The sequence below is a fragment of the Nonomuraea rhodomycinica genome (assembly GCF_013363995.1).
Lineage (GTDB): Bacteria > Actinomycetota > Actinomycetes > Streptosporangiales > Streptosporangiaceae > Nonomuraea > Nonomuraea rhodomycinica.
This window is the reverse complement of sequence record NZ_JABWGO010000002.1, coordinates 364,195-386,185: the sequence shown is the minus strand read 5'-3', so window position 1 is coordinate 386,185 and position 21,991 is coordinate 364,195. Positions and strand designations below refer to the sequence as shown.

General features: G+C 72.9%; 21 protein-coding genes. 6 read left to right on the top strand and 15 right to left on the bottom strand.

The window, feature by feature from the left end; translation table 11 throughout:
• Positions 1-85 precede the first annotated feature (85 nt).
• Together HT134_RS12840 and HT134_RS12835 are read right to left on the bottom strand one after the other, a co-directional pair.
• Positions 86-1,234, bottom strand: a complete 1,149-nt coding sequence (locus HT134_RS12840; protein WP_175600586.1) for a 5-(carboxyamino)imidazole ribonucleotide synthase — start codon at positions 1,232-1,234, stop codon at positions 86-88.
• A gap of 83 nt (positions 1,235-1,317) precedes the next feature.
• Positions 1,318-2,196 carry a hypothetical protein gene (locus HT134_RS12835; protein ID WP_175600585.1) on the bottom strand — a complete coding sequence of 293 codons (879 nt, stop codon included), beginning with the start codon at positions 2,194-2,196 and terminating at the stop codon, positions 1,318-1,320.
• 293 nt (positions 2,197-2,489) lie between these two features.
• Between HT134_RS12835 and HT134_RS12830 the strand changes: the two genes are divergently transcribed.
• On the top strand, positions 2,490-2,969 hold the full coding sequence (locus HT134_RS12830; RefSeq protein ID WP_175600584.1) for a GtrA family protein: 480 nt from the start codon (positions 2,490-2,492) through the stop codon (positions 2,967-2,969).
• A 19-nt stretch (positions 2,970-2,988) separates the two neighbouring features.
• Here the strand turns inward: HT134_RS12830 and HT134_RS12825 are convergent, their stop codons facing one another.
• The 9 genes from HT134_RS12825 to HT134_RS12785 form a co-directional block, all read right to left on the bottom strand.
• On the bottom strand, positions 2,989-4,266 hold the full coding sequence (locus HT134_RS12825) for a sensor histidine kinase (RefSeq protein WP_175600583.1): 1,278 nt from the start codon (positions 4,264-4,266) through the stop codon (positions 2,989-2,991).
• Between the two features lie 3 nt (positions 4,267-4,269).
• Entirely contained in the window at positions 4,270-4,938 is a 669-nt protein-coding gene (locus tag HT134_RS12820) for a response regulator transcription factor (RefSeq protein ID WP_043620820.1), read from the bottom strand.
• A 359-nt stretch (positions 4,939-5,297) separates the two neighbouring features.
• Positions 5,298-5,777, bottom strand: coding sequence for a bacterioferritin (gene bfr, locus HT134_RS12815; protein WP_175600582.1), 480 nt, complete (start codon positions 5,775-5,777; stop codon positions 5,298-5,300).
• Between the two features lie 16 nt (positions 5,778-5,793).
• The gene (locus HT134_RS12810; protein WP_175587630.1) at positions 5,794-5,970 is read right to left on the bottom strand and encodes a (2Fe-2S)-binding protein; all 177 of its coding nucleotides are present in this window, start codon (positions 5,968-5,970) and stop codon (positions 5,794-5,796) included.
• Positions 5,971-6,077: 107 nt separating this feature from the next.
• On the bottom strand, positions 6,078-6,698 hold the full coding sequence (locus HT134_RS12805) for an MBL fold metallo-hydrolase (RefSeq protein WP_175600581.1): 621 nt from the start codon (positions 6,696-6,698) through the stop codon (positions 6,078-6,080).
• On the bottom strand, positions 6,698-7,783 hold the full coding sequence (locus HT134_RS12800) for an S-(hydroxymethyl)mycothiol dehydrogenase (RefSeq protein WP_175600580.1): 1,086 nt from the start codon (positions 7,781-7,783) through the stop codon (positions 6,698-6,700). The genes HT134_RS12805 and HT134_RS12800 overlap by 1 nt, the downstream gene beginning before the upstream one ends.
• A gap of 15 nt (positions 7,784-7,798) precedes the next feature.
• Positions 7,799-8,833, bottom strand: a complete 1,035-nt coding sequence (locus HT134_RS12795) for an adenylate/guanylate cyclase domain-containing protein (RefSeq protein ID WP_175600579.1) — start codon at positions 8,831-8,833, stop codon at positions 7,799-7,801.
• Complete coding sequence (locus HT134_RS12790) at positions 8,830-9,342, bottom strand: PH domain-containing protein (RefSeq protein WP_175600578.1); 513 nt, start codon at positions 9,340-9,342, stop codon at positions 8,830-8,832. Before HT134_RS12790 ends, HT134_RS12795 begins: the two co-directional genes overlap by 4 nt.
• Before the next feature lie 61 nt (positions 9,343-9,403).
• Positions 9,404-10,225 carry a biotin--[acetyl-CoA-carboxylase] ligase gene (locus HT134_RS12785; protein ID WP_175600577.1) on the bottom strand — a complete coding sequence of 274 codons (822 nt, stop codon included), beginning with the start codon at positions 10,223-10,225 and terminating at the stop codon, positions 9,404-9,406.
• A gap of 80 nt (positions 10,226-10,305) precedes the next feature.
• Here HT134_RS12785 and HT134_RS12780 point away from each other — a divergent pair, with 80 nt between their 5' ends.
• From HT134_RS12780 to HT134_RS12765, 4 genes are all read left to right on the top strand, one after another.
• Positions 10,306-12,510: an FdhF/YdeP family oxidoreductase gene (locus HT134_RS12780; protein WP_175600576.1), complete on the top strand. Its 2,205-nt coding sequence runs from the start codon at positions 10,306-10,308 to the stop codon at positions 12,508-12,510.
• Positions 12,507-13,346: a formate dehydrogenase accessory sulfurtransferase FdhD gene (fdhD, locus tag HT134_RS12775; RefSeq protein WP_175600575.1), complete on the top strand. Its 840-nt coding sequence runs from the start codon at positions 12,507-12,509 to the stop codon at positions 13,344-13,346. Before HT134_RS12780 ends, fdhD begins: the two co-directional genes overlap by 4 nt.
• A 28-nt stretch (positions 13,347-13,374) precedes the next feature.
• Positions 13,375-13,839, top strand: a complete 465-nt coding sequence (locus HT134_RS12770; RefSeq protein ID WP_175600574.1) for a hypothetical protein — start codon at positions 13,375-13,377, stop codon at positions 13,837-13,839.
• Between the two features lie 91 nt (positions 13,840-13,930).
• The gene (locus tag HT134_RS12765; RefSeq protein ID WP_175600573.1) at positions 13,931-15,040 is read left to right on the top strand and encodes an epoxide hydrolase family protein; all 1,110 of its coding nucleotides are present in this window, start codon (positions 13,931-13,933) and stop codon (positions 15,038-15,040) included.
• Positions 15,041-15,051: 11 nt separating this feature from the next.
• Here HT134_RS12765 and HT134_RS12760 read toward each other — a convergent pair whose 3' ends face one another.
• The gene (locus tag HT134_RS12760) at positions 15,052-16,263 is read right to left on the bottom strand and encodes an MFS transporter (RefSeq protein ID WP_175600572.1); all 1,212 of its coding nucleotides are present in this window, start codon (positions 16,261-16,263) and stop codon (positions 15,052-15,054) included.
• 126 nt (positions 16,264-16,389) lie between these two features.
• On the opposite strand from HT134_RS12760, the gene HT134_RS12755 reads away from it, so the two are divergent.
• A complete protein-coding gene (locus HT134_RS12755) occupies positions 16,390-16,740 on the top strand; it encodes an ArsR/SmtB family transcription factor (protein WP_175600571.1) in 351 nt (116 codons plus the stop codon).
• 124 nt (positions 16,741-16,864) lie between these two features.
• Here the strand turns inward: HT134_RS12755 and HT134_RS12750 are convergent, their stop codons facing one another.
• The 3 genes from HT134_RS12750 to HT134_RS12740 all read right to left on the bottom strand — a co-directional run bounded on the left by HT134_RS12750 (position 16,865) and on the right by HT134_RS12740 (position 21,977).
• On the bottom strand, positions 16,865-19,486 hold the full coding sequence (locus HT134_RS12750; RefSeq protein ID WP_175600570.1) for a phosphoenolpyruvate carboxylase: 2,622 nt from the start codon (positions 19,484-19,486) through the stop codon (positions 16,865-16,867).
• Positions 19,487-19,566: 80 nt separating this feature from the next.
• Positions 19,567-21,135 (bottom strand): hypothetical protein, encoded by a 1,569-nt coding sequence (locus tag HT134_RS12745; RefSeq protein WP_312888100.1) that lies wholly within the window; start codon positions 21,133-21,135, stop codon positions 19,567-19,569.
• Positions 21,132-21,977, bottom strand: coding sequence for an ABC transporter ATP-binding protein (locus HT134_RS12740; RefSeq protein WP_175600569.1), 846 nt, complete (start codon positions 21,975-21,977; stop codon positions 21,132-21,134). Before HT134_RS12740 ends, HT134_RS12745 begins: the two co-directional genes overlap by 4 nt.
• Positions 21,978-21,991 lie beyond the last annotated feature (14 nt).

The window sequence follows — 21,991 nt, the reverse complement described above, 5'->3', positions numbered from 1 at the left end:
GCTCACGCCGCTCCCTCCGTCGACACGGTCCCGCGAGCCGTCGACGCGGTCCCGGAAGCCGTCGACGCGGTCCCGCGAGTCCGGCTCACGTGTACTCCCCCGTGGTCAGGTAGACGGCGGCGTGGCGGGCGCGGGCGCGGACCTCGTCGAGGTCGTCGCCCAGCGCGGTCACGTGCCCGATCTTGCGGCCGGGCCGCACCTGCTTGCCGTAGAAGTGCACCTTGACGCCCGGGTCGTGCGCCATCACGTGCTCGTACCGCTTGAACAGGTCGGGGTCGTCGCCGCCGAGCAGGTTGGCCATGACGACCACCGGGGCGGCCATGGCGGGCGAGCCGAGCGGCAGGTCGAGAACGGCCCGCAGGTGCTGCTCGAACTGCGACGTCCGGGCGCCCTCGATGGTCCAGTGGCCGCTGTTGTGGGGCCGCATGGCCAGCTCGTTGACGACCAGCCCGGCACCCGAGTCGAACAGCTCCACCGCGAGCAGCCCGGTCACGTCGAGCTCGTGGGCGATGCGCAGCGCGATGTTCTGCGCCTGGGCGGCGCGCTCCGGGTCGAGGCCGGGCGCGGGGGCGAGCACCTCGACGCAGATGCCGTCCTGCTGGACGGTCTCGACGACGGGGTAGCTGACGCCCTGGCCGTGCGGCGAGCGCGCCACGAGGACGGCCAGCTCCCGCTCGAACGGCACGAACGCCTCGGCCATCAGCGGCACGCCGGCGGCGAACGCCTCGGCGGCCTCCTCGGCCGTGCGGCACACCCACACGCCGCGGCCGTCGTAGCCGCCCCGGACCGCCTTCAGCACCACGGGCCAGCCGTGTTCGCCGGCGAACCGGGTGACGTCCTCGACGCCGGACACCCGGGCCCAGGCGGGGCAGGGGGCGCCGATGGCGGTCAGCCGCTCGCGCATGACGGCCTTGTCCTGCGCGTGGACGAGCGCGTCGGCGCCGGGGTGGACGGTGAAGCCGTCGGCGGCCAGCGCCCTGATGTGCTCGGTGGGCACGTGCTCGTGGTCGAAGGTGATGGCGTCGCAGCCCTTGGCGAAGTCGCGCAGGTCGGACAGGTCACGGTAGTCGCCGATGCGCGTGTCGACGATCACGCGCGCGGCGCTCTCGTCGGGGGCGTTGGCCAGCACCCGCAGCTCGACTCCGAGCGCGATGGCGGGTTGCTGGGTCATCCGGGCGAGCTGACCCGCGCCGACCATGCCGACGACCGGGCCGATGGGGCGGTAGGAACTCACGTGTCGTGAGCATACCCGGCCCGACCAGGCAGGCAGCAGGCGAGGCCGGGCCGGCTCCGGAGTCGCCAGGGCCCCGCGGGCGGTCAGTCGGCGATGCCGCGGCGCGTCCCCACGGTCGTCAGGCCCTTCGTGGCGCTCAGCACGCTGGCCAGCTCCACCAACTCGGTCCCCTCCGGCGACAGGCCCTCCAGGGGGTGCCGGAGAGCCGTCCTCCCGGCCTGGGGCCGCTGCCGGTAGGTGAGCCGTACGACGTCGAAGACCAGCATGGAGTCGGCCGACAGCGCGACCGCGCGGGCCGGCCCGTCGACCAGCTCGACGTCGATGTCCAGCCGGTCCGGCCGAACCTGCGCGGGCCGGGCGAGGATCTCGTCCAGCAGGCCGCGCATGGGGTCGCCGGCGGGGAAGCGCACGCCGTTGACGCCGGCGGGGTCGGTCAGGAACGTGAGGTGGCGCTGCGGCACGAGCGCGGCCTCGGTGACCAGGTCCGGGTCAGCGGTGACGCCGGCGTCGCCGGGCCGGACGGGCTCGCCGCGGGCGGGGATCGGTCCCGCGCCGAGCCGCCAGCGCCCGTCCTCGAAGACGAACACGAAGTACGCGGGCGACGGCTTCCTGGCCAGGGCCGCGAACCAGCCGGGCTCGTCCGGCAGGAAGAAGACGGGGTCGCTGTGGAGGGCTGGGCGGCCGTTCCGGGTGCCCTCGCAGGCACGGCCGCCCAGCGGCTTCTCCGCCCACGCGGTGAGGTCGGCGATGCCGATGCAGTCACGCTGCTCCCAGGCCTCGTCGAGCTCGGTGAGCACACCGAACGCGGGCTCGGCCGTGGTCGCGTCCACCCGGGGCGGCGGGGAGGCCGGGGCCGTGGGCGGCTCCCGCTCGGCCACCACGACGTCGGCGGGCGTCGTCCCCCCGCATCCCGCCGCCAGCACGGAGAGGCCGGCGAGCAGCGCGAGCAGTCGTAACGGCACGGTGGGGTCCCGAGGGTCGTGGCCGTGAGAACGGCGGTCCGTCTGAGCCCGACATCGGCGCGCGGGGACGCGCCGATGATCTGCCTCCGCAGCGTAATACCCAAGATTCACATTTGTCCGGGCATAAGCCCATATTCGTGGGGCTGTTGGTAGGGGCCCCGATCTTTACCGCTCGGGACCGCGCGCGGGGGTTCGCCAGTACGCTGGAGTGGTCAGGCCCGGCTGCGGGCAACTGTCACATATGCGGACACCTGACAGTCAGGACGCAGAGCGGGAAGGACCGAGCCGGAGACGTGGATTTCATCAGGGTCCTGTACCAGCGGTTCTCGTCCCTGCTGCACGAGCTGACCAAGTTCGGGCTCATCGGAGCCGCGGCGTTCGTCCTCGACACGGGCCTCTACAACGCCTTCCTCGTGCTGTTCGAGGGGCCGCTGACGTCCAAGGTGCTCGCCACGACCATCTCGGCCACCTTCGCGTACGCGGGCAACCGGTTCTGGACCTTCCGCCACCGCGAGCAGAGCGGGCTCGGCCGTGAGTACTTCCTGTTCTTCCTGCTCAACGGCATCGCGCTGCTGTTCGGCCTGCTGGTGATCGGCTTCACCAAGTACACCCTGCACCTGCACGACCTGTTCAGCCTCAACGTCGCCAACTTCGTCGGCGTCGGGCTCGGCACGCTGTTCCGCTACTGGTCGTACAAGCGGTGGGTGTTCCTGGAGGCCACGGAGCCCATCCCGACCGAGCTGCCCGACGCCGAGGTCCGCCAGGACCGCTGAGCCAGGCAGGCTCCCGAAGTCAGGCGGGTCCGCTCACCACCCGCGTCCGGTTCTCCTCCTCGGCGGGCCGCAGGAAGATCGCGAACGTCGCCGGGCGGCGGCGCACCAGCTCCAGCCGTCCCCCGTCGGCCGCGGCCAGCGCGCGGGCCAGCGTCAGGCCGAGGCCCGTGCCGCCTCCCCCGCTCACGTTCCGCTCGAAGACCTTGGGCGCGATGTCGTCGGCGATGCCGGGCCCCTCGTCGGCCACCTCGATGACGATGTAGCTGTCGCCCTGCGTGGTCGTGACGACGACGGTGCCGCCGCCGTGCCGCAGGGAGTTCTCCAGCAGGGTGGCGATGACCTGCCCGAAGCCGCCGGTGGTGGCCAGCGCCTTCAGCCCGCGGGTGCCCTCCAGCAGCAGGGTGCGGTCCAGGCCGCGGAAGACCGGCTCCCACTCGGTGATCTGCTGGATCAGCACCTCGTCGATGGAGACCGGCTCGGCCTGCGCGTGACGCTGGCGGCGGGCCGCGGCGAGCAGCTCGTCGATGACGGCCGTGAGGCGCTCGGCCTGCACGATGGCCGCCTCGCCCTCCTCCCGGACCACCCCGGGCTGGTCGGAGGCGGCGACGATCTCCTCCAGGCGCATGGTCAGCCCAGTGAGCGGCGTGCGGAGCTGGTGGGAGGCGTCGGTGGCGAACTCCCGCTCCCGGGTGAGCAGGTCGGAGATGCGGGTGGCGCTGCGGTCGAGCACCTCGGCCACCTGGTCCAGCTCGGGTATGCCGTAGCGGTGTCTGCTCGGCCGGGCGTCGCCGGAGCCCAGCCGTTCAGCGATCTTGGCCAGGTCCAGCAGCGGCAGCGTCAGCCGGCGCGACTGCACGATGGCCAGGCCGACGGCCACCGCGAGAGCCGCGACGGCGAGGGCCACGATCAGCAGCAGGCGCGCTCGGACGTCCTGCTCGACCTGGTCCCGGTCGCGGCTCACCCGGACATAGATGCCGTTCTCGGACTGGGCGTCCTCGGCCATCTGGTGCCCGGGCGGCGACGCCTTGCCGACGATGGTCGCCTTGGGAGGGTTCGCTCGTTCGTAGATCTGGATGTAGCGGCCGGGATACTTCTGTTCGAGCTGCTGAGGGTCCAGCGGCGTCTCCTGGATGCGGGCGTACTCCACCTCCCCCACCAGTCGCGTCGCCTCCGCCCTGAGCTCCTGGGCCGCCTCGTCGACGATCAGACGGCTGACCACGATGCCCAGGGGGACCCCCAGCAGCAGGACCGCGATGACCGCGACGACCAGCGTGGAAGTGAGCAGGCGGCGGCGCATCGCCTACTCGCGTTCGAAGCGGAAGCCGACTCCCCGGACGGTGGTGATGTAGCGGGGCTTCGCCGCGTCGTCGCCGAGCTTGCGGCGCAGCCACGAGATGTGCATGTCGAGCGTCTTGGTCGAGCCCCACCAGTTGGTGTCCCACACCTCGCGCATGATCTGCTCGCGGGTGACCACCTTGCCGGCGTCGCGGACCAGCACGCGCAGCAGGTCGAACTCCTTGGTCGTCAGATGCAGCTCCTTCTCCCCCATCCAGGCGCGGCGGGAGTCGGCGTCGATGCGCACGCCCTGGACCACCGGAGTCTCGGACGTGCCCCGCCGCAACAGCGCGCGCACCCGGGCGAGCAGTTCGGCCAGGCGGAACGGCTTGGTGACGTAGTCGTCGGCGCCGGCGTCGAGGCCGACGACCGTGTCGACCTCGTCGACGCGGGCGGTGAGTATGAGAACCGGGGTGCCGTGCCCTTCGGCACGGATCCGGCGGGCGACCTCGAGCCCGTCCATTTCTGGCAGACCGAGGTCAAGGACGATCAGGTCGATGCCCCCCGACAGAGCCCTTTCCAGGGCCTGCGGGCCGTCAGGGCTCACCTCAACCTGATAGCCCTCACGGCGAAGAGCGCGCGCGAGCGGCTCGGAAATCGAGGTGTCATCCTCGGCGAGAAGTACGCAGGTCATGAAGCGATCGTAGGACCTTAGGCGATCGTTTCCCGGGCACAGCGCACGGTTTGACTTGTCGTTGACCTATCCATTGACCTGGGCAAACGCTGATAAATATCGGTTAGCCGGGCTTAAATTACCGCGATTGGCGGCCGGCGCGCGGAATCGGATCACAAGGCGGCCGGAAATGCCGCGTGGCGCGCGGGTTTCGCACCCGGGCGTGTCGCGGATGAAAAACCGCGAAGAATGTACGGTCTTGTTCTTTCCATCCCGCCACGCTGTTCCCAGGAATCGCTTTCGCCGCTCCGAGAAACGACGACGCCCGCCGGAGGAGCCCCGGCGGGCGTGACGTGCGGCGTGTCGCGTCGTGGGTCGGGTCAGACGGTCGACGGCTCGGTGTAGCGGGCGAGGTAGAGCTGCTCGCCCAGGCTGTGGATGAGCGCCAGCTCGGTCTCGAGGTAGTCGATGTGGTGCTCCTCGTCGGCCAGGATCTCCTCGAAGATGCGGGCCGAGGTGACGTCGCCCTTCTCACGCATGAGCGTGATCGCCGGGCGCAGCCGCTGCACCACCGACAGCTCGATCTCCAGGTCGGCCTTGAGCTGTTCCTCGACGGTCTGCCCGATGTGCAGCGTGCCGAGCCGCTGGTAGTTGGGCAGCCCTTCGAGGAAGAGGATGCGGTCGGTCAGGCGCTCGGCGTGCCGCATCTCCTCGAACGACTCGTCGCGGGTGTGCTTGGCCAGCTTCGTGTAGCCCCAGTTCTCCTGCATCTTGGCGTGCAGGAAGTACTGGTTGATGGCGGTGAGCTCGGCCGTCAGCTGCTCGTTGAGCAGCTCGATGATCTGCTTGTCGCCCTGCATGTACGGGCCCCTCGTGCTATGCGGTCGTCAGTTCCTCAGACCGTTTCAGCATCGCACAGATTTTCCGGACACAAGAGGCACAGTCCCCACCCGCACCAGTGGTGTCGCGCACCTGGCGAGCCGTCCGCGCGCCGGCGGCGATGCAGTCGTGCACCTCGTTCTCGGTCACGGCACGACAGACACACACGTACATGCGGGGGACAGCCTCTCACTCTCTGGGCCGGTAGGTTAGGCAAACCTAAATGTAGCCCACTTTGGTAAGGCTTGCCTACGTTACCTCCGCCACATCGAGGTAAGGGTTCAGTGTCCTCTGGCCAGCCATTCCTCCAGGTGAGGCGCCTCGGCGCGGATCGAGGTGGACTCGCCGTGCCCGGTGTGGACGACGGTCTCGGGCGGCAGCGTGAGCAGCCGGTCGCGGATCGAGGCGATGATGGTGTCGAACGACGAGTAGGACCGGCCGGTCGCGCCGGGGCCGCCCTTGAACAGCGTGTCGCCGCTGAAGAGCACGCCGAGGTCGGGGGCGTGCAGGCAGACCGCTCCCGGGGAGTGACCGGGGGTGTGCAGCACCTCCAGCGTGACGCCGCCCGCCTCCAGCTTCTCGCCGTCGGCCAGCGGCTCGTACGGCACCGCGTCGCCGTACACCTGCTCCCACAGCACCTGGTCGGCCGGGTGCAGCCGGATCGGCGCGCCGGTCAGGCCGGCCAGCTCCCTCGCGGCGTTGATGTGGTCGTTGTGCGCGTGGGTGCACACGATGGCCCGGACGGCGCGCCCGCCGACGCGCTCGGCGATGGCCCGCGCGTCGTGGGCGGCGTCGATGACGACGACCTCGCGCGCGTCACCGGCCAGCCAGACGTTGTTGTCGACGTCCCACGTGCCGCCGTCGAGCGAGAAGGTCCCGGAAGTTACTACTTTGTCCAGCATCAGAGGACTACCACCGATCGCAGCACCTCGCCGCGTCCCATCTTGGCGAACGACTCCTCGACGTCGTCCAGCCCGATGGTCTCGGTGACGAACTTGTCGAGCGGGAGCCGCCCCTGCAGGTAGAGGTCGATGAGCATGGGGAAGTCGCGGCTCGGCAGGCAGTCGCCGTACCAGGACGACTTCAGCGACCCGCCGCGGCCGAAGACGTCGAGCAGCGGCAGCTCCAGCGTCATCTCCGGGGTGGGCACCCCGACCAGCACGACCGTGCCGGCCAGGTCGCGGGCGTAGAACGCCTGCCGGTAGGTCTCGGGCCGGCCCACCGCGTCGATGACCACGTCGGCCCCGAACCCGCCGGTGAGGTCGCGCACCGCGTCGACCGGGTCGTTCTCGCGGGAGTTGACCGTGTGGGTGGCGCCGAAGTCGCGGGCCCAGGCCAGCTTGCGGTCGTCCACGTCGATCGCGATGATCGTCGAGGCGCCGGCGAGCTGGGCGCCCAGGACGGCCGCGTCGCCGACGCCGCCGCAGCCGATGACCGCGACCGAGTCGCCGCGCGTGACGCCGCCGGTGTTGAGCGCGGCGCCGAGCCCCGCCATGACGCCGCAGCCCAGCAGGCCGGCGACGGTCGCCGGGGCCTCGGGCGAGACCTTGGTGCACTGCCCGGCCGCCACCAGCGTTTTGCCGAGGAACGCGCCGATGCCGAGCGCGGGCGACAGCTCGGTGCCGTCCTCCAGCGTCATCTTCTGGCCGGCGTTGTGGGTGGCGAAGCAGTACCACGGCCGGCCGCGCAGGCAGGCCCGGCACTGGCCGCACACGGCCCGCCAGTTGAGGATCACGAAGTCGCCCGGCTCGATCCCGGTGACGCCCTCGCCGACGGCCTCCACGACCCCCGCCGCCTCGTGGCCGAGCAGGAACGGGAAGTCGTCGCTGATGCCGCCCTCGCGATAGTGGAGGTCGGTGTGACAGACCCCGCACGCCTGCACGGCGACGACGGCCTCGCCCGGCCCCGGGTCGGGCACGACCACGTTCTCGACGGAGACTTCCCTGCCTTCACCTCGGGCGATGACGCCCCGCACTTCGTACGGCATGGCAGCCATCCTGCGTCAGGAGGATGATCGTCGCAAGAGATGGGGCCGCACCATGCCGAGACCTCGCAGGCTCCGGCGCCGCATGGGGCGCACCTCGAAGCCCGGCTCGCCCGCCAGTCCCTCGGCGAGGGCCGCGGCCAGGCCCTCCGCCATGCCGGAGTCCACGACGATCGTGCCCGGCCGGGCGGCGGCGGTCAGCCGGGCGGCCAGGTTGACCGTGGTGCCGTACACGTCGCCCATCATCGGCACGACCGGCCCGTAGGCCAGGCCGATGCGCAGCTCGGCCGTGGCGGCCAGGTCGAGGGCGATCGCGGCGGCCACCGCCGGGGTGGGCGCGGTGAAGAGCACCTCGTCGCCGAGGGTCTTGACCAGCCGGGCTCCGTGGGCCGCCACGATGTCGGCCGCCCGCGCCTCGAATCCCTCGACGAGGTCGGCCAGCTCCCGCTCGTCCAGCTCCCTGGCCCGCCGGGTGAACGCCACCAGGTCGGCGAAGCCCACGGCCAGCGACACGCGGCCCAGCGCGGCCTCGGGCCGCAGGTCGGCCAGCGCCAGCAGGCGGGTGCCCGCGGCGGCGAGCTGGGCCCGCCAGACGTGCACGAGGAGCTGCTCGAAGTCGGGCAGCAGCTCGCGGGCCGTGGCCAGCACGCGCTCCAGGTCCTCGTCGGACGGCTCGCCCTGCGCGGGCAGCAGGTGGCCGATGACGATCTCGGCCTGCCACTGGGCGAGCCGGGCCGTGGTCTGGCCCAGGGCGCGGGCCATGCGGATGGCCGTGGGCTCGTCCAGCAGGCCGCGGTCGAGCATCGCCCGCACCCTCCGCAGGGCGGCCACGTCGGCCTCGGAGAACGCGACCGCGTCGTCGGCGGACGTGGGGAATCCGAGGGCGCGCCAGATCCGCTCGGCCAGCCGCCGGGACACGCCGGCGCCGTCCGCGACCTGCGTGCGCGTGAGGCGGGCGGGCGTCCCGGCCAGCAGCAGCCCGATCTCCTCGGCCGTCGGCCGGCCCGGCCGGTCCTCGGCGGACGTGCCGCCGGGCCTGTCGTCGGCGGTCAACGGCCGTCGATGTCGCCGTCGGTGGCGTCCTCCAGGAGCCGGAACAGGTCGGCCCGGACCTCCTGGATGTGCGGGATGTCGCGCAGGACGATCTGCCCCCGGTCACCCGCGGACTCCACGGTGAGCGTGCCGCAGCCGAGCAGCCGCTCGACGAACGTCTGGTCGGAGCTGACCGTGTTGACCTTGGCCATCGGGATCTCGTCGGTCGACTTGTTGAGCACCCCGGAGCTGATCGTGAAGCGGTGCGTGGTCAGCACGTAGCCGGTGTTCTTCCACTGGAGGTACGGGACGAACGACCAGACGACCAGCAGGACGAGCGCGATCGCGCAGACGGCGATCCTGGCGTAGAAGGAGTACTCCCAGCCCCCGGGGACGAGGAGCAGCGCCGCGCCGGAGGCCGCGGCGACGAGCACGAGCGCGGCGACGGGGCCGACGAGGCGCTTCCAGTGGGGGTGGAAGGACCTGACGCGGCGTTCACCCTGCGTGAGGTGGTGGTCCGGGATGGTCATGCGCAAATCGTGCCACCTCAGGGGACGCGCGGCTACGCCGTCGCGCGCCGGAGCGCCGGCGCTAGGCGGACGGGCGCAGGTGGACGACGTCCCCGGCGCTGAGCGTGTGACTCCCGCCCTCGGCGGCGAGCTCCAGCCGGCCGCTCTCGTCGACGCCCGTGGCCCGGCCCGTCAGGAAGCGGTCGCCGGGCAGCTCGACCCGCACCTCACGCCCGATCGTGGCGCTGGACGCCTGGTAGGCGGCGCGCAGCCCGGCCTGGTCGGCGTCGCCGCCGGCGTCGGTCCAGTCGGCGTAGTGGCTCTCGACCTCGCGCAGCACGGCCCGCAGCAGCGGGTCGCGGTCGACGCAGGCGGACTCCTGCAGGGCCAGCGACGTGGCCGTCGTCACCGGCAGCTCGTCGGCCCGCAGCGACACGTTCAGCCCCATGCCGACGACCACGGCGCCCTCCACCCGCTCGGCCAGCACCCCGGCCAGCTTGCGGTCGCCGATGAGCAGGTCGTTGGGCCACTTGAGGCGCACGTCCACCTCGCCCAGCCGGCGCACGGCCGAGGCGGCGGCCACGCCGAACAGCAGCGGCAGCCAGCCGTGCGTGGTGATCGGCGGCTCCGGCCGCAGCACCACCGACACGATGAGGCTGGAGCGGGCGGGCGCGCTCCAGGCGCGGCCGAGGCGGCCCCGGCCGGCCAGTTGCTCCTCGGCCACCAGCACCGTGCCCTCGGCGGCTCCCTGCCGGGCCAGGTCGGCCAGGTCGGCGTTGGTGGAGCCGGTGCTCTCGACCACGGTGACGCCCGTCCACAGGCTGCCCGGCCGGACGAGGGCGCGGTTGAGCGCCGCCTGCGACAGGGGCGGGCGGTCGAGATCGGAGTAGCGGGAGTCCGGCACCCGTCCATCTTCGCCGACCCGGCACCCCGCGCTGACCACCGGGGTTCCCTCCGCCGGAGGTGGAGCAAGAAGATGGAGGGGTGAGCAAGCTTCTCGATCCACGCAACTGGGCGTCCTGGCGGCCGTTCGGCCTGGGCCTGCGCAAGCCGAACAACTACCTGGAGCTGCTGAAGGCGTTCCGCGCGGTCAAGGGACGCAGGAGGTACGCCTGGCGCATCCTGACCCGGGGCACGTGCGACGGCTGCGCGCTCGGCACCAAGGGCATGCGCGACTGGACCATGGACGAGATCCACCTGTGCAACATCAGGCTCCGCCTCCTGCCGCTCAACACGATGCCCGCCCTGGACGCCTCGCTGCTGCGCGACGTGTCGGCGCTGGCCGGGCGGCGCAGCGCGGAGCTGCGCGAGCTGGGACGCCTGCCGTACCCGATGCTGCGCCGCGCGGGCGAGCCGGGCTTCACGCGCCTGTCGTGGGACGAGGCGCTGACGGTCGCGGCGGCCGGGCTGCGCGACGCGCGCTTCGGCGTGTACCTGACCAGCCGGGGCGTGCCGAACGAGAACTACTACGCCGCGCAGAAGGCCGTGCGGGCGCTCGGCGGCAACAACATCGACAACGCGGCGCGCATCTGCCACTCGCCCTCGACCGTGGCGCTCAAGCAGACGATCGGCGCGGCGGCCACCACCTGCTCCTACACCGACTGGATCGGGTCCGACCTGATCGTCTTCATCGGCTCCAACCCGTCGAACAACCAGCCGGTGGCGATGAAGTACCTCTACCACGCCAAGAAGGCCGGCACCCGGGTGGCCATGGTCAACGCCTACCGCGAGCCGGGCATGGAGCGGTACTGGGTGCCCTCCAACGCGGAGTCGGCCGTGTTCGGCACGCGGGTCACCGACGAGTTCTTCGGCGTGAACGTGGGCGGCGACATCGGCTTCCTCAACGGGGTGCTCAAGCACCTCGTCGAGCGGGGGTGGGTGGACGAGAAGTTCGTGGCCGACCGTACGACGGGGTTCGAGCGGGCGCGCGAGGCGGTCGCCGGGCAGTCGTGGGAGGAGCTGGAGGCGCTGTCGGGCGCCTCGCGCGAGGAGATGCTGCGGCTGGCCCGGCTGCTGGCCGAGGCGAGGTCGGCGGTGCTGGTGTGGTCGATGGGCGTCACCCAGCACACCTTCGGCGAGGACAACGTGCGCGCCATCGTCAACCTGGCGCTCGCCCGGGGTTTCGTGGGGCGCGAGCACTGCGGGCTGATGCCGATCCGGGGGCACAGCGGGGTGCAGGGCGGCGCCGAGATGGGCGCGTACGCCACCGGCCTGCCGGGCGGGCTGCCGATCACGCCCGAGAACGCCGCGCGGTTCACCGAGCTGTGGGGCTTCGAGGTGCCTTCGACGCCCGGCCTGACCGCGACCGACATGATCGACGCGGCCCACGCCGGCGAGCTGGACGTGCTGGTCTCCAGCGGCGGCAACTTCCTGGAGGTGCTGCCCGACCCCGGCTACTGCCGCGAGGCGCTGCGCCGGCCGCGCCTGCGCGTCCACGTCGACATCGTGCTGTCGTCGCAGATGCTCGTGCCGTCCGAGGGCGACGTGCTGCTGCTGCCCGCGCAGACCCGCTACGAGATGACGGGCGGCGTGACGGAGACCTCCACCGAGCGCCGCATCATCTTCTCCCCGGAGGTGGAGGGGCCGCGGGTCGCCGAGGCGTGGCCGGAGTGGAAGATCTTCACCGAGCTGGCGGCCCGCGCCCGGCCCGCGCTCGCGCCGAAGGTCCGCTTCACGGGCACCCCCGCGATCCGCGAGGAGATCGAGCGGGCGGTGCCGTTCTACGCGGGCATCGCGGGGCTGGGCGCGTTCGGCGACAACGTCCAGTACGGCGGGCGGCGCCTGTTCGCCGACGGCCGGTTCCAGACGCCCGACGGGCTCGCGCGGTTCTCGGCCGTGCCGCTGCCCGCGCTGGAACGGCCGGACGGGACCTTCATGGTGGCCACGCGGCGGGGCAAGCAGTTCAACAGCATGGTCCACGAGCGGATCGACGGCTTCAACGGCGCGACCCGCGAGGCGGTGCTGATGAGCGCCTACGACGCCGACCGGCTCGGCCTGCCCGACGGCACCCCGGTCGAGCTGCGCTCCGGCGAGCGCTCCTACCGGGGCAGGGTGCTGCGCGCGCCGATCGTGCCGGGCAACCTGCAGGTCCACTGGCCCGAGGGCAACGTGCTGCTGGACGAGTCACGCCGCTCCCCCGACGCCCGGATCCCCGACTACAACGCGACGGTGACGGTGAGCCGGGCATGAGCGAGCGCCCCGGGCCCACGGCCCGCGTCCGCGTCCGGGAGCTGACCGGCGCGAGCGCCCGTGACCGCCGCGACGACCTGGCCACCGAGGAGCCGCTGGAGATCCGGCTGACCTCGCTCGACGGGGCTCGCCGGACGGTCGCGATCACCATGCGGACGCCGGGCCACGACTTCGAGCTGGCGGCCGGGTTCCTGCACGCGGAGGGCCTGGTGACGCCGGGCCGCATCGCGGCCATCGGCTACTGCACCGACGAGGACGTGCCGCCCGAGGCCCGCTACAACACGGTCACCGTGCGGCTGCGCGGCCCGATCCCCGACCTGCCGGCGCTGGATCGCCACTTCCTGACCTCCAGCGCGTGCGGCGTGTGCGGTTCGGCCAGCCTGGACGTGCTGCGCGACCGCTGCCGTCCCGTGCCGTCCGGTGACGTGGAGCTGACGCCCGAGGTGCTGTACGGGCTGCCGGACCGGCTGCGCGCGGCGCAGGGCGTCTTCGGCAAGACGGGCGGGCTGCACGCGGCCGGCCTGTTCACCCCGGAGGGCGAGGCGCTGGCCGTACGGGAGGACGTGGGGCGGCACAACGCCGTGGACAAGCTGACCGGCTGGGCGGCGCTCGCCGGGCGGCTGCCGCTGGACCGGCACGTGCTCATGGTCAGCGGCCGGGCCAGCTACGAGATCATGCAGAAGGCGCTGGCGGCCGGGGTGCCGGTGGTGTGCGCGGTGTCCGCGCCGTCGTCGCTGGCCGTGGACGTGGCCCGGGAGTTCGGGATGACGTTGGTGGGCTTCCTGCGCGGGGAGCGCTGCAACGTCTACGCGGGGCACGAGCGCGTCCGCGCCTGACATCCCTCGAATCCGTGGAGTTCTCGCTGTGCGTTCCCGTCTCGTCGCCTGTACCTCTGCCGTGCTGCTGTGCCTGACCGGCTGCGCCAACCGGCCGGAGCCGCAGGCGGCGCCGTCCTCGCCCGCCACGTCGGCGCCGTCCGCGCCCGCCGCGTCGGCGCCGGCCGCCTCCCCGGCCGGGCCGCCGACGCGGCGGCCCTCCCCCAGGCCCTCACTGGCCGGGCCCGGCACCGTGTGCGGTGAGATCCAGCCGCCCGGCGACGGCCCCATGGCCGCGGTCGCGATCTCCGCGGGCCGCGCCGCCTGCGGTGAGGCGCTGCGGACCTTCCGTACGTACTACCGGAGCCAGACCCCCAAGCAGGGCAGCGCCGGGGTGGCGACCGTGGGCGGGTGGCTGTGCGCCAGCAACTCGGCCGCCCAGGCGAACGTCAGCGGCCGGCTCTCCACCTGCCGGAAGGGCACCGCCAGGATCGTGGCCGACGTCATCCCCTGACCTGTCGCCCTCAACTAGTGGAACAAACCATTCCGTTCTGCTATTCTGGAGACAGAACAAAGCGTTCCGTTCCTTTCAAAGAGGTGTCAGCATGACCGCCATCAGCGCCGAGATCCGCCCCTTCCGCGTCGAGATCCCCCAGGCCGAGCTCGATGACCTGCAGACCCGCCTCGCGCTGACCCGCTTCGCCGACGAGATCCCCGGTGTCGACCAGGGCGTCGGCGTCGAGCGCGTGCGGCGGCTCGTCACCCGCTGGCGCACCGGCTTCGACTGGCGCGCCCAGGAGGCCCGCCTCAACGCCTTCCCGCAGTTCACCACCGAGATCGACGGCCAGCGGATCCACTTCCTCCACGTCCGCTCCGCCGACCCGGACGCCCTGCCGCTGATCCTCACCCACGGCTGGCCCGGCTCGATCGCCGAGTACCTCGACGCCGTCGAGCCGCTGTCGCGCCACCACCACCTGGTCATCCCGTCGCTGCCCGGCTTCGGCTTCTCCGGCCCGACCACCGAGACCGGCTGGGACAACGTCCGCATCGCCCGCGCGTGGGCGGAGCTCATGGCCCGCCTCGGCTACGACCGCTACGGCGCGGTCGGCAACGACGCCGGCTCCATGATCTCCCCCGAGCTGGCCCGCGTCGCCCCGGACCACGTCGTGGGCGTGCACGTGACGCAGATCTTCTCGTTCCCGTCGGGCGACCCGGCCGAGTTCGCCGGGCTGAGCGAGGAGGACCAGCAGGGACTGGCCGTGCTCGACTGGTTCTGGAAGGAGAAGGGCGCCTTCAACGTGCTGCACTCGCAGCAGCCGCAGACGCTCGCCCACGCCATCGCCGACTCGCCCGCCGGCCTGGTCGGCTGGCTGGCCCAGCTCTTCGACGAGGACCTCGACGACGACTTCGTGCTGCTGAACGCCGCCATCCACTGGTTCACCGGCACGGCCGGCTCGGCGCTGCGCCTGTACTGGGAGAACGCCCGCGCCCAGCAGAGCGGCGAGCAGGCCGCCAAGGAGCCGACGACGGTGCCGATGGCGCTGGCCATGGCCGAGGGCGACTTCAAGTCGATCCGCGCCTTCGCCGAGCGCGACCACGCGGGGATCGTCTCGTGGAAGACGCTGCCGGCCCCGGCACACGGCCACTACACCGCCCACACCGCCACGGAGGCCCTCACCTCCGACGTCCACGCCTTCTTCGCCGGCCTGAGCTGAGCGGTGGGTCGTCACGTGAGGTAGCCGCCGCTTCCCGGAGCGGCCGGAAGCGAGCCCGCGGCCCCTCCGGACGGAGGGGCCGCGGGCGAACGGCGGCGTGCGGTTGCCAGGTGGTGGAGCAGCGCCAAGGCAGTGACACCGGCGGCCGGCAGCCCCAGCGCGGCGGGAACGATGGCGAACCACTCCTGGACCAGTCCGCCCAGGCCGCCACCGAGAGCCATCCCGGCGTAGATGGCCGAGGAGTTGAGGCCGAGCAGAACCGGTGCCGCGGCCGGGCTGAGAGCGATGAGCCGGTGCTGCTGGGGCACGACGACGACGCCGAGGGCCACGCCCCAGATCGCGGCCCACGCCAGGGTGGACACGAGCGTGGCGGTCGCCACCGAGGTGAGGGCAAGGGCGACTGCGGCGACGGCGAGAGGGCCGGTCAGCACGCGTGCGGGGTCGTGCCGGTCGACCAGCCGGCCGGCGACGACGTTACCGGCCAGGACGCCGATTCCCCACGCCAGCAGGATGACGGCGAGCAGCGATTCGGAGCCGCCGGTCGCGTCCCGCAGGGCCGGGCCGATGTAGGTGTAGAGGGTGTAGGCGCCGAGGAAGACCAGCATGGTGACGGCCAGCAGCGCCAGGACCCGGCCCTGCCTGAGCGGGCGCAGCCGGTCGCCCAGCGAGGCGGCGGGGAGCGTCACCCTGGGCAGGCCGGCGGCGATCCCGAGGGCGGCGACGAGGCCGATCCCGGCGACGGCCCACAGGGTGATGTGCCAGTCGGTACGGCCGATCAGCGTGCCGAGCGGAAGACCCGACGCCGTCGCCAGCGTGAGGCCGCCCATCACGAAGGCCAGGGCCCTGCCTCGGCGTTCGGGGGGTGCGATGGCCCCCGCGGTGCTGGAGGCGGCGGAGTTGATCATTCCGGCCCCGACCGCGGTGACCATGCGGGCGATCATCACCAACGCGTAACCGGTGCCCAGGGCGGTGACGGCGTTGCCGGCCACGAAGACGCCCAACGCGATCAGCAGCGCGGTCCGCCTGTCCAGTCCACTGGTGAGCGCGCCCATGACGGGTGCCGACAGGGCCATCACCAGGGCGAACACCGTCACCAACTGCCCGGCGGCGGGAGTGGAGACCCCCAGGTCGGTGGCGATGGCCGGGAGCAGGCCCGCGATGACGTAGCTGTCGGTGCCGACGGCGAAGGTCGCCAGGGCCAGGGGAAGAAGTCGTCTCAACACCGGGTGCTGCCACCTTTCGGGAGGAACCTCGGACGTGCCGAGGGGAACCCTAGGCAATACATGGATGCTTGTCCATATATCCATGAGTTGGTAGCGTGGCAGGCGTGCGGAACACAGGGGGCGGCGATGCGTGAGGTGTCACAGCCGGCGACCGAGGCCATCCGGCTGGTGGAGGTGCTGCGCGCTCTGGCCGATCCGGTGCGGCTGGACCTCGTCCTGCGGCTCGACGAGATGGGCGAGGACTTCTGCAACGCGATCGGCGCCGAGATCGACGTGCACCAGACGACGCTGTCGCACCACTACCGGGTGCTGCGCGAGGCCGGCGTGACCTGGACGAAGGTGCAGGGCCGGTCCCGGCTGGTACGCCTGCGGCGAGAGGACCTCGACGCGCTGTTCCCCGGCCTGCTCGACTCCGTGCTGGGCGCGCAGCGCCGGGCACGCGACACCACGGCCACCGGCGCTGTCGAGGCGTCGTAGACCCGGGCTCCCCGGCACCCGCCGCCCGGTCCTGGCGTCCCGGCACGCCGGCTCGTGCGCACGCCAGGTGAACAAGACCCTTCCGGTGAGCGGCTCATGGACCGCCCACCGGAAGCTCCGCGGCTCAGCCGGTGTTCTGCAGGCCGGCGGCGACGCCGTTGACCGAGAGCAGGAGGAGCGTGGACAGACGCTCGCGCTCATGCTCCGACGGGGCGCCCGTGCGCAGGGCGCGCAGCGCGCGCAGTTGCAGGTGCGACAGCGCGTCCACGTACGGGTCGCGGAGCTGGACGGCCCGCGACAGCACCTTGCGGTTCTCCAGCAGCCGCGTGTGCCCCGTCACCTCCAGCACCAGGCGCCGCGTCAGGTCGTACTCCTCCAGCACCTGGCGGGCGAAGTCGGGCCGGCCGCCCAGCTCCAGATAGTGCTCGGCGATCGAGCGGTCGGTCTTGGCCAGCGACATCTCGGCGTTGTCGAGCAGGGCGTTGAACAGCGGCCACTCCTGGTAGGCGGCCCGCAGCTCGTCCAGTGAGCCGACCGCGGCCAGGCCGGTGCCCAGGCCGTACCAGCCGGGCAGGTTGACCCGGGTCTGCGCCCAGGCGAACACCCACGGGATGGCGCGCAGGTCGTCCAGGGAGCGCGGCGCGCCGAGCCCGCGGCGCGCCGGGCGCGAGCCGAGCCGCAGCGAGCCCAGCTCCTCCAGCGGGCTGACCAGGCCGAACCACTCGGGGAAGCCCGGCGCCTCGGTGAGCGCCCGGTACGCGGCCTCCGAGGCCGTCGCCACCCGCTCGGCCAGCGGGCGGAACCGCTCGGCGGCGGCGGCCGTGCGGGCGCCGACCACGGGCGAGGAGGCGAGCAGCACGGCGTTGGCCACCTGCTCCATGTGCCGCCGGGCGATCGCCATGTGGCCGTAGCGGGCGAAGATGACCTCGCCCTGCTCGGTGACCTTGAACCGGCCCGCGACCGAGCCGGGCGCCTGGGCGAGCACGGCGCGGTTGGCGGGCCCGCCGCCACGGCCCAGCGCGCCGCCGCGGCCGTGGAACATGCGCAGCCGCACGTCGTGCTCCGCCGCCCAGGCGGTCAGCCGTTCCTGGGCCTCGTACAGCCGCAGCGTGGCGGCGGCGGGGCCGAGCTCCTTGGCGGAGTCGGAGTAACCGAGCATGACCTCCATGCGCCGGCCGTTGGCGGCGAGCCGGTCGCGCACCTGCGGGATGTCGAGCATGCCGGACAGCACGTCGGGCGAGTTGGCGAGGTCCTGGCCCGACTCGAACAGCGGCACCACGTCGAGCACCGGCGCCCGCGAGCCGAGCGCGTGCTCGGCCAGCTCGTGGACCGCGGCGACGTCGTGCGCGCCCCGGGTGAAGGAGACCACGTAGCGGGAGCAGGCGCGCACGCCGAACCGCTCCTGGATCCAGCCGATCACCCGGATCGTGGACAGCACCTCCTCGGTGCGCTCCGACAGCTCGCCGCCGGCCCGGATCTCCTCCAGGGCCGCGGCGTGGACCTGGGAGTGCTGGCGCACCTCCAGCTCGGCCAGGTGGAAGCCGAACGTCTCGACCTGCCAGATGAGGTGCTGCAACTCCCCGTACGCCTGGCGGGCGGCGTGGCGGGCCAGCGACTCCTGGGCCAGCCGCAGGTCGGCGAGCAGGTCGCCGGGCGACAGGTAGGCGAGGTCGAGGTCGCGGCGCCGGGTGGCGGCGATGCGGGCGGCCACGAACAGCAGCCACTGCCGGTGCGGCTCGCGCGGCGAGCGGGTGGCCAGCTCGGAGACCAGCTCCGGATGGGCGTCCTCGGCCGCGGCGATGGCGCCCTTCAGCTCGGGCGAGGGCGGCGCGAACTGCGCGGTGGCGGTGAGGGTGCGGCCGATGCGGGTGGTGGCGTTCTCCAGCGCGGTCAGCACATGCTCGGCCTGGATCTGCACGGCCTCGCGGGTGACCTTGGCGGTGACGTTGGGGTTGCCGTCGCGGTCGCCGCCGATCCAGCTCCCGTAGCGGATGAACGGCCGGGCGAGCGGCGCCCGGGTGCCCGTGCCGTCGGCCAGCGCCGCGTCCAGCGAGCGGTAGACCTGGGGCACGACGCGGAACAGCGTCTCGTCGAAGGCGGCCATGGCGGTGCGCACCTCGTCGAGCGGGTCGAGCTTGCTCGGCCGCAGGTGGGCGGTGCGCCAGAGCAGGTCGATCTCCTCCAGCAGCCGCCGCCGGCTCTCCGCGCGCTCGGAGGCGCCGCGGCCGGGTGCGTTGTACTCGGTGAGCTGGCCGCTGATCCGCTGGATCGCGGTGACGACGGCCCGCCTGCGCGCCTCGGTCGGGTGGGCGGTGAGCACCGGGTGCAGCTCCAGGCTCTCCACCAGCTCGGCGACGCGGTCGGCGCCCAGCTCGTGGACGGCCTGCGCCAGCGACTCGCGCTGGACGCCGCCCTCGGTGTCGCGCTCGCGCAGGGTGCGGATGCGGTAGTGCTCCTCGGCGAGGTTGGCCAGATGGAAGTAGCAGGTGAACGCGCGGGCGATCTGGACCGCCCGGTCGATCTCCCATGCCTCCACCATGGCGGTGATCTCGTCGGCCGACACCTCGCCGCGGCGCGCGGCGATGACCGCCTTGCGCAGGCGTTCGACGTCGGCCAGGAGGTCCTCGCCACCTTGCTCGGCGATGACCTGGCCGAGCAGCTTGCCGAGCAGCCGCACATCGTGCCGCAGCTCGTCGGGCATCTCGGTGACGGCGGCGCTGCGACGCTGGATCCCCTGGTCAATCATGTCTCGAAGGGTATCCAGTCGCCGTCGGAGGCCGTAGTCCGGTCTCACCAAATGGACTAGACCACTGCTGAGGTGGGGGTTCAGGAGGGGCGTGACACGGCGGCCACGAGCTCCGGCATGCGGGCGAACCCGATGGTCGCGCCCAGCCGGCGGCCGAGCGTCTCGATCAGCAGGCCGTACACCGGGGCGACGGCGCACAGCCAGCCGAGCCCCAGCGCGATCGGGATCGCGAGCGGCAGCGACAGGGCGAAGATGCCGGCGAACGCCCCCATGGCGGAGGCGAACGCCTGGCCGCCCTGCCCGGGCGCGGCGCCGGTGAAGGCGTTCATGCGCTCGGGCACCGTGTACGGGATGGTGACGCTGGTGACCGCGCCGACGCCGAGCCCGACGCCGAGCGCTCCCCACGCGGCGAGGACGGCCGGCGCGATCGCCCCGGGATGGCCGGTGAACAGCGACGCCGCCACGGCGACGACGACGAGCAGCGGCGTCGCGGCGATGGCGCTCGCCAGGTGGCGGCCGGCCAGGTCGGTGCGGAAGCCCTCCTCGGAGCCGATGGCCATGACGTTCATCCACAGGGACGGGCCGTCGATGCCGAAGAGGTTGCCCGACTGGAGCGCGATCATGACGGCGGCCATCGAGGTGACCGCGACGGGCAGCCACGGGCCGGCCCCGCCGGGGGTGTTGGAGCTCAGCGAGAACGCGATCACGCCGCTCACGGCGATCGCGCTGAACCACAGCACGCGGAAGCGCGGCTCGCGCCGCAGGTACTTGAGCTCCTTGGCGACGACGGCCGCCAGCGGGCCGTCGGGCAGGATCCGGTCGGCCAGCCCGCCGCCCTCGCGTACGGAGGCGGCCTGGGTGGAGGCGTCCGGCGTGACCAGCGCCCGGTTCAGCGCCTTGATCCACAGCCAGGCGGCCAGCACGACGAGCAGCGCCACGACGGCCACCTCGGCCAGGCCGGCGAGCCCGCCGTCGGCCATCGCGTGGGCCAGCAGGCCCGGCGGCGTCCACCTCAGGACGCCCGCCGCGCCGCGCAGCATGGCGGCGGGGTCGCCGAGACTGGCGTTGAGCAGCAGGTTGGGCAGCTGGGCGAGCAGGACCACGAACAGGGCGGCCACGGCCAGCAGGTCGCGGCCGCGCCGGGTGCGCAGCGCGCCCGACAGCGAGGTCGTGACCAGCCGGGACAGCACCAGGCAGAGCGCGAACTGCAGGAGCACGGCCACCAGCCCGACCAGGACGCCGCCCGGGCCGTCTGCCAGGCCGGCCAGCGCGCCGGCGACGACGGCCAGCGTGGCGACCGGCCAGGCGCCGGTGGCCGACGCGGCGAGCAGGCCGGTCGCGAGGTCGCGCGTGCGCAGCGGGAACAGCGCCAGCCGCGCCGGGTCGAGGGTGTCGTCGAGCCCGAACGCGAGCAGCGGCACCACCAGCCAGCCCACCAGGATGGCGGTGTAGGCCACGATGACGACGTCGGTGGCGACGTCGCGCGGCGCGAGGCGCACGAGCGTCAGGAGGCCGAAGCCAAGCACGGCGATGCCGGCGGCCATGACGAGGGTGAAGCCGAAGCCGAGCTTGCGCTGGAGGTCGCCGCGCAGGGCCCCGGCGATGAGGCGGAGCTTGAGCTGGGCGAACAGCGCGGCCGTGCCGATCACGCCTCCTCCTGGCGGACGGCGGGCTCCTGGGGGACGACCGGCTCCTGAACGGCGGGCCCTCGGGGAGCCGCCGGGCCGGCGGGCTGGGCGCCGAGCCAGGACAGGCCCGCGTCGCCGCCGGTGCGCGGGCCGCCGACCAGCCGCAGGAACGCCTCGTTGAGGCTGTGCCCGCCGCGCACCTCGCCGATCGGGCCCTGGGCCACGATGCGCCCGCCGCTCATGACCGACACCCAGTCGCACAGCCGCTCGACCAGGTCCATGACGTGGCTGGAGAAGATGACGGTGGATCCGGAGGCGGTGTAGCGGCGCAGCACCTCGGTGAGCGTGCTGGCGCTGACCGGGTCGACGCCCTCGAACGGCTCGTCGAGGAAGAGCACGGCCGGGTTGTGCAGCAGCGCCGCGGCCAGGCCGATCTTCTTGCGCATGCCGGTGGAGTAGTCGACGACGAGCTTGCCCGCCGCGTCCTCCAGGTCCATGACGCGCAGCAGCTCGCCGGCGCGCCGCTCGACGTCGGCCCGGGGGATGCCGCGCAGCCGGCCGCAGTAGAGCAGCAGCTCCCGGCCCGAGAGCCGTTCGAACAGCCGCAGCCCCTCGGGCAGCACGCCGATGCACGCCTTGACCTGGAGCTGGTCGCGCCACACGTCGAGGCCGCCCACCTCGGCGCGTCCGCCGTCGGGGCGGAGCAGCCCGGTGACCATGCTGAGGGTGGTGGTCTTGCCGGCGCCGTTGGGGCCGACGAGCCCGGCGAAACTGCCGGCCGGGACGACCAGATCGACACCCGCCACCGCGACCTGCGGTCCGTAGCGCTTGAGGAGGGAGTGCGTGCGAACCGCGTCCGTCATGGATCCACTCTAGG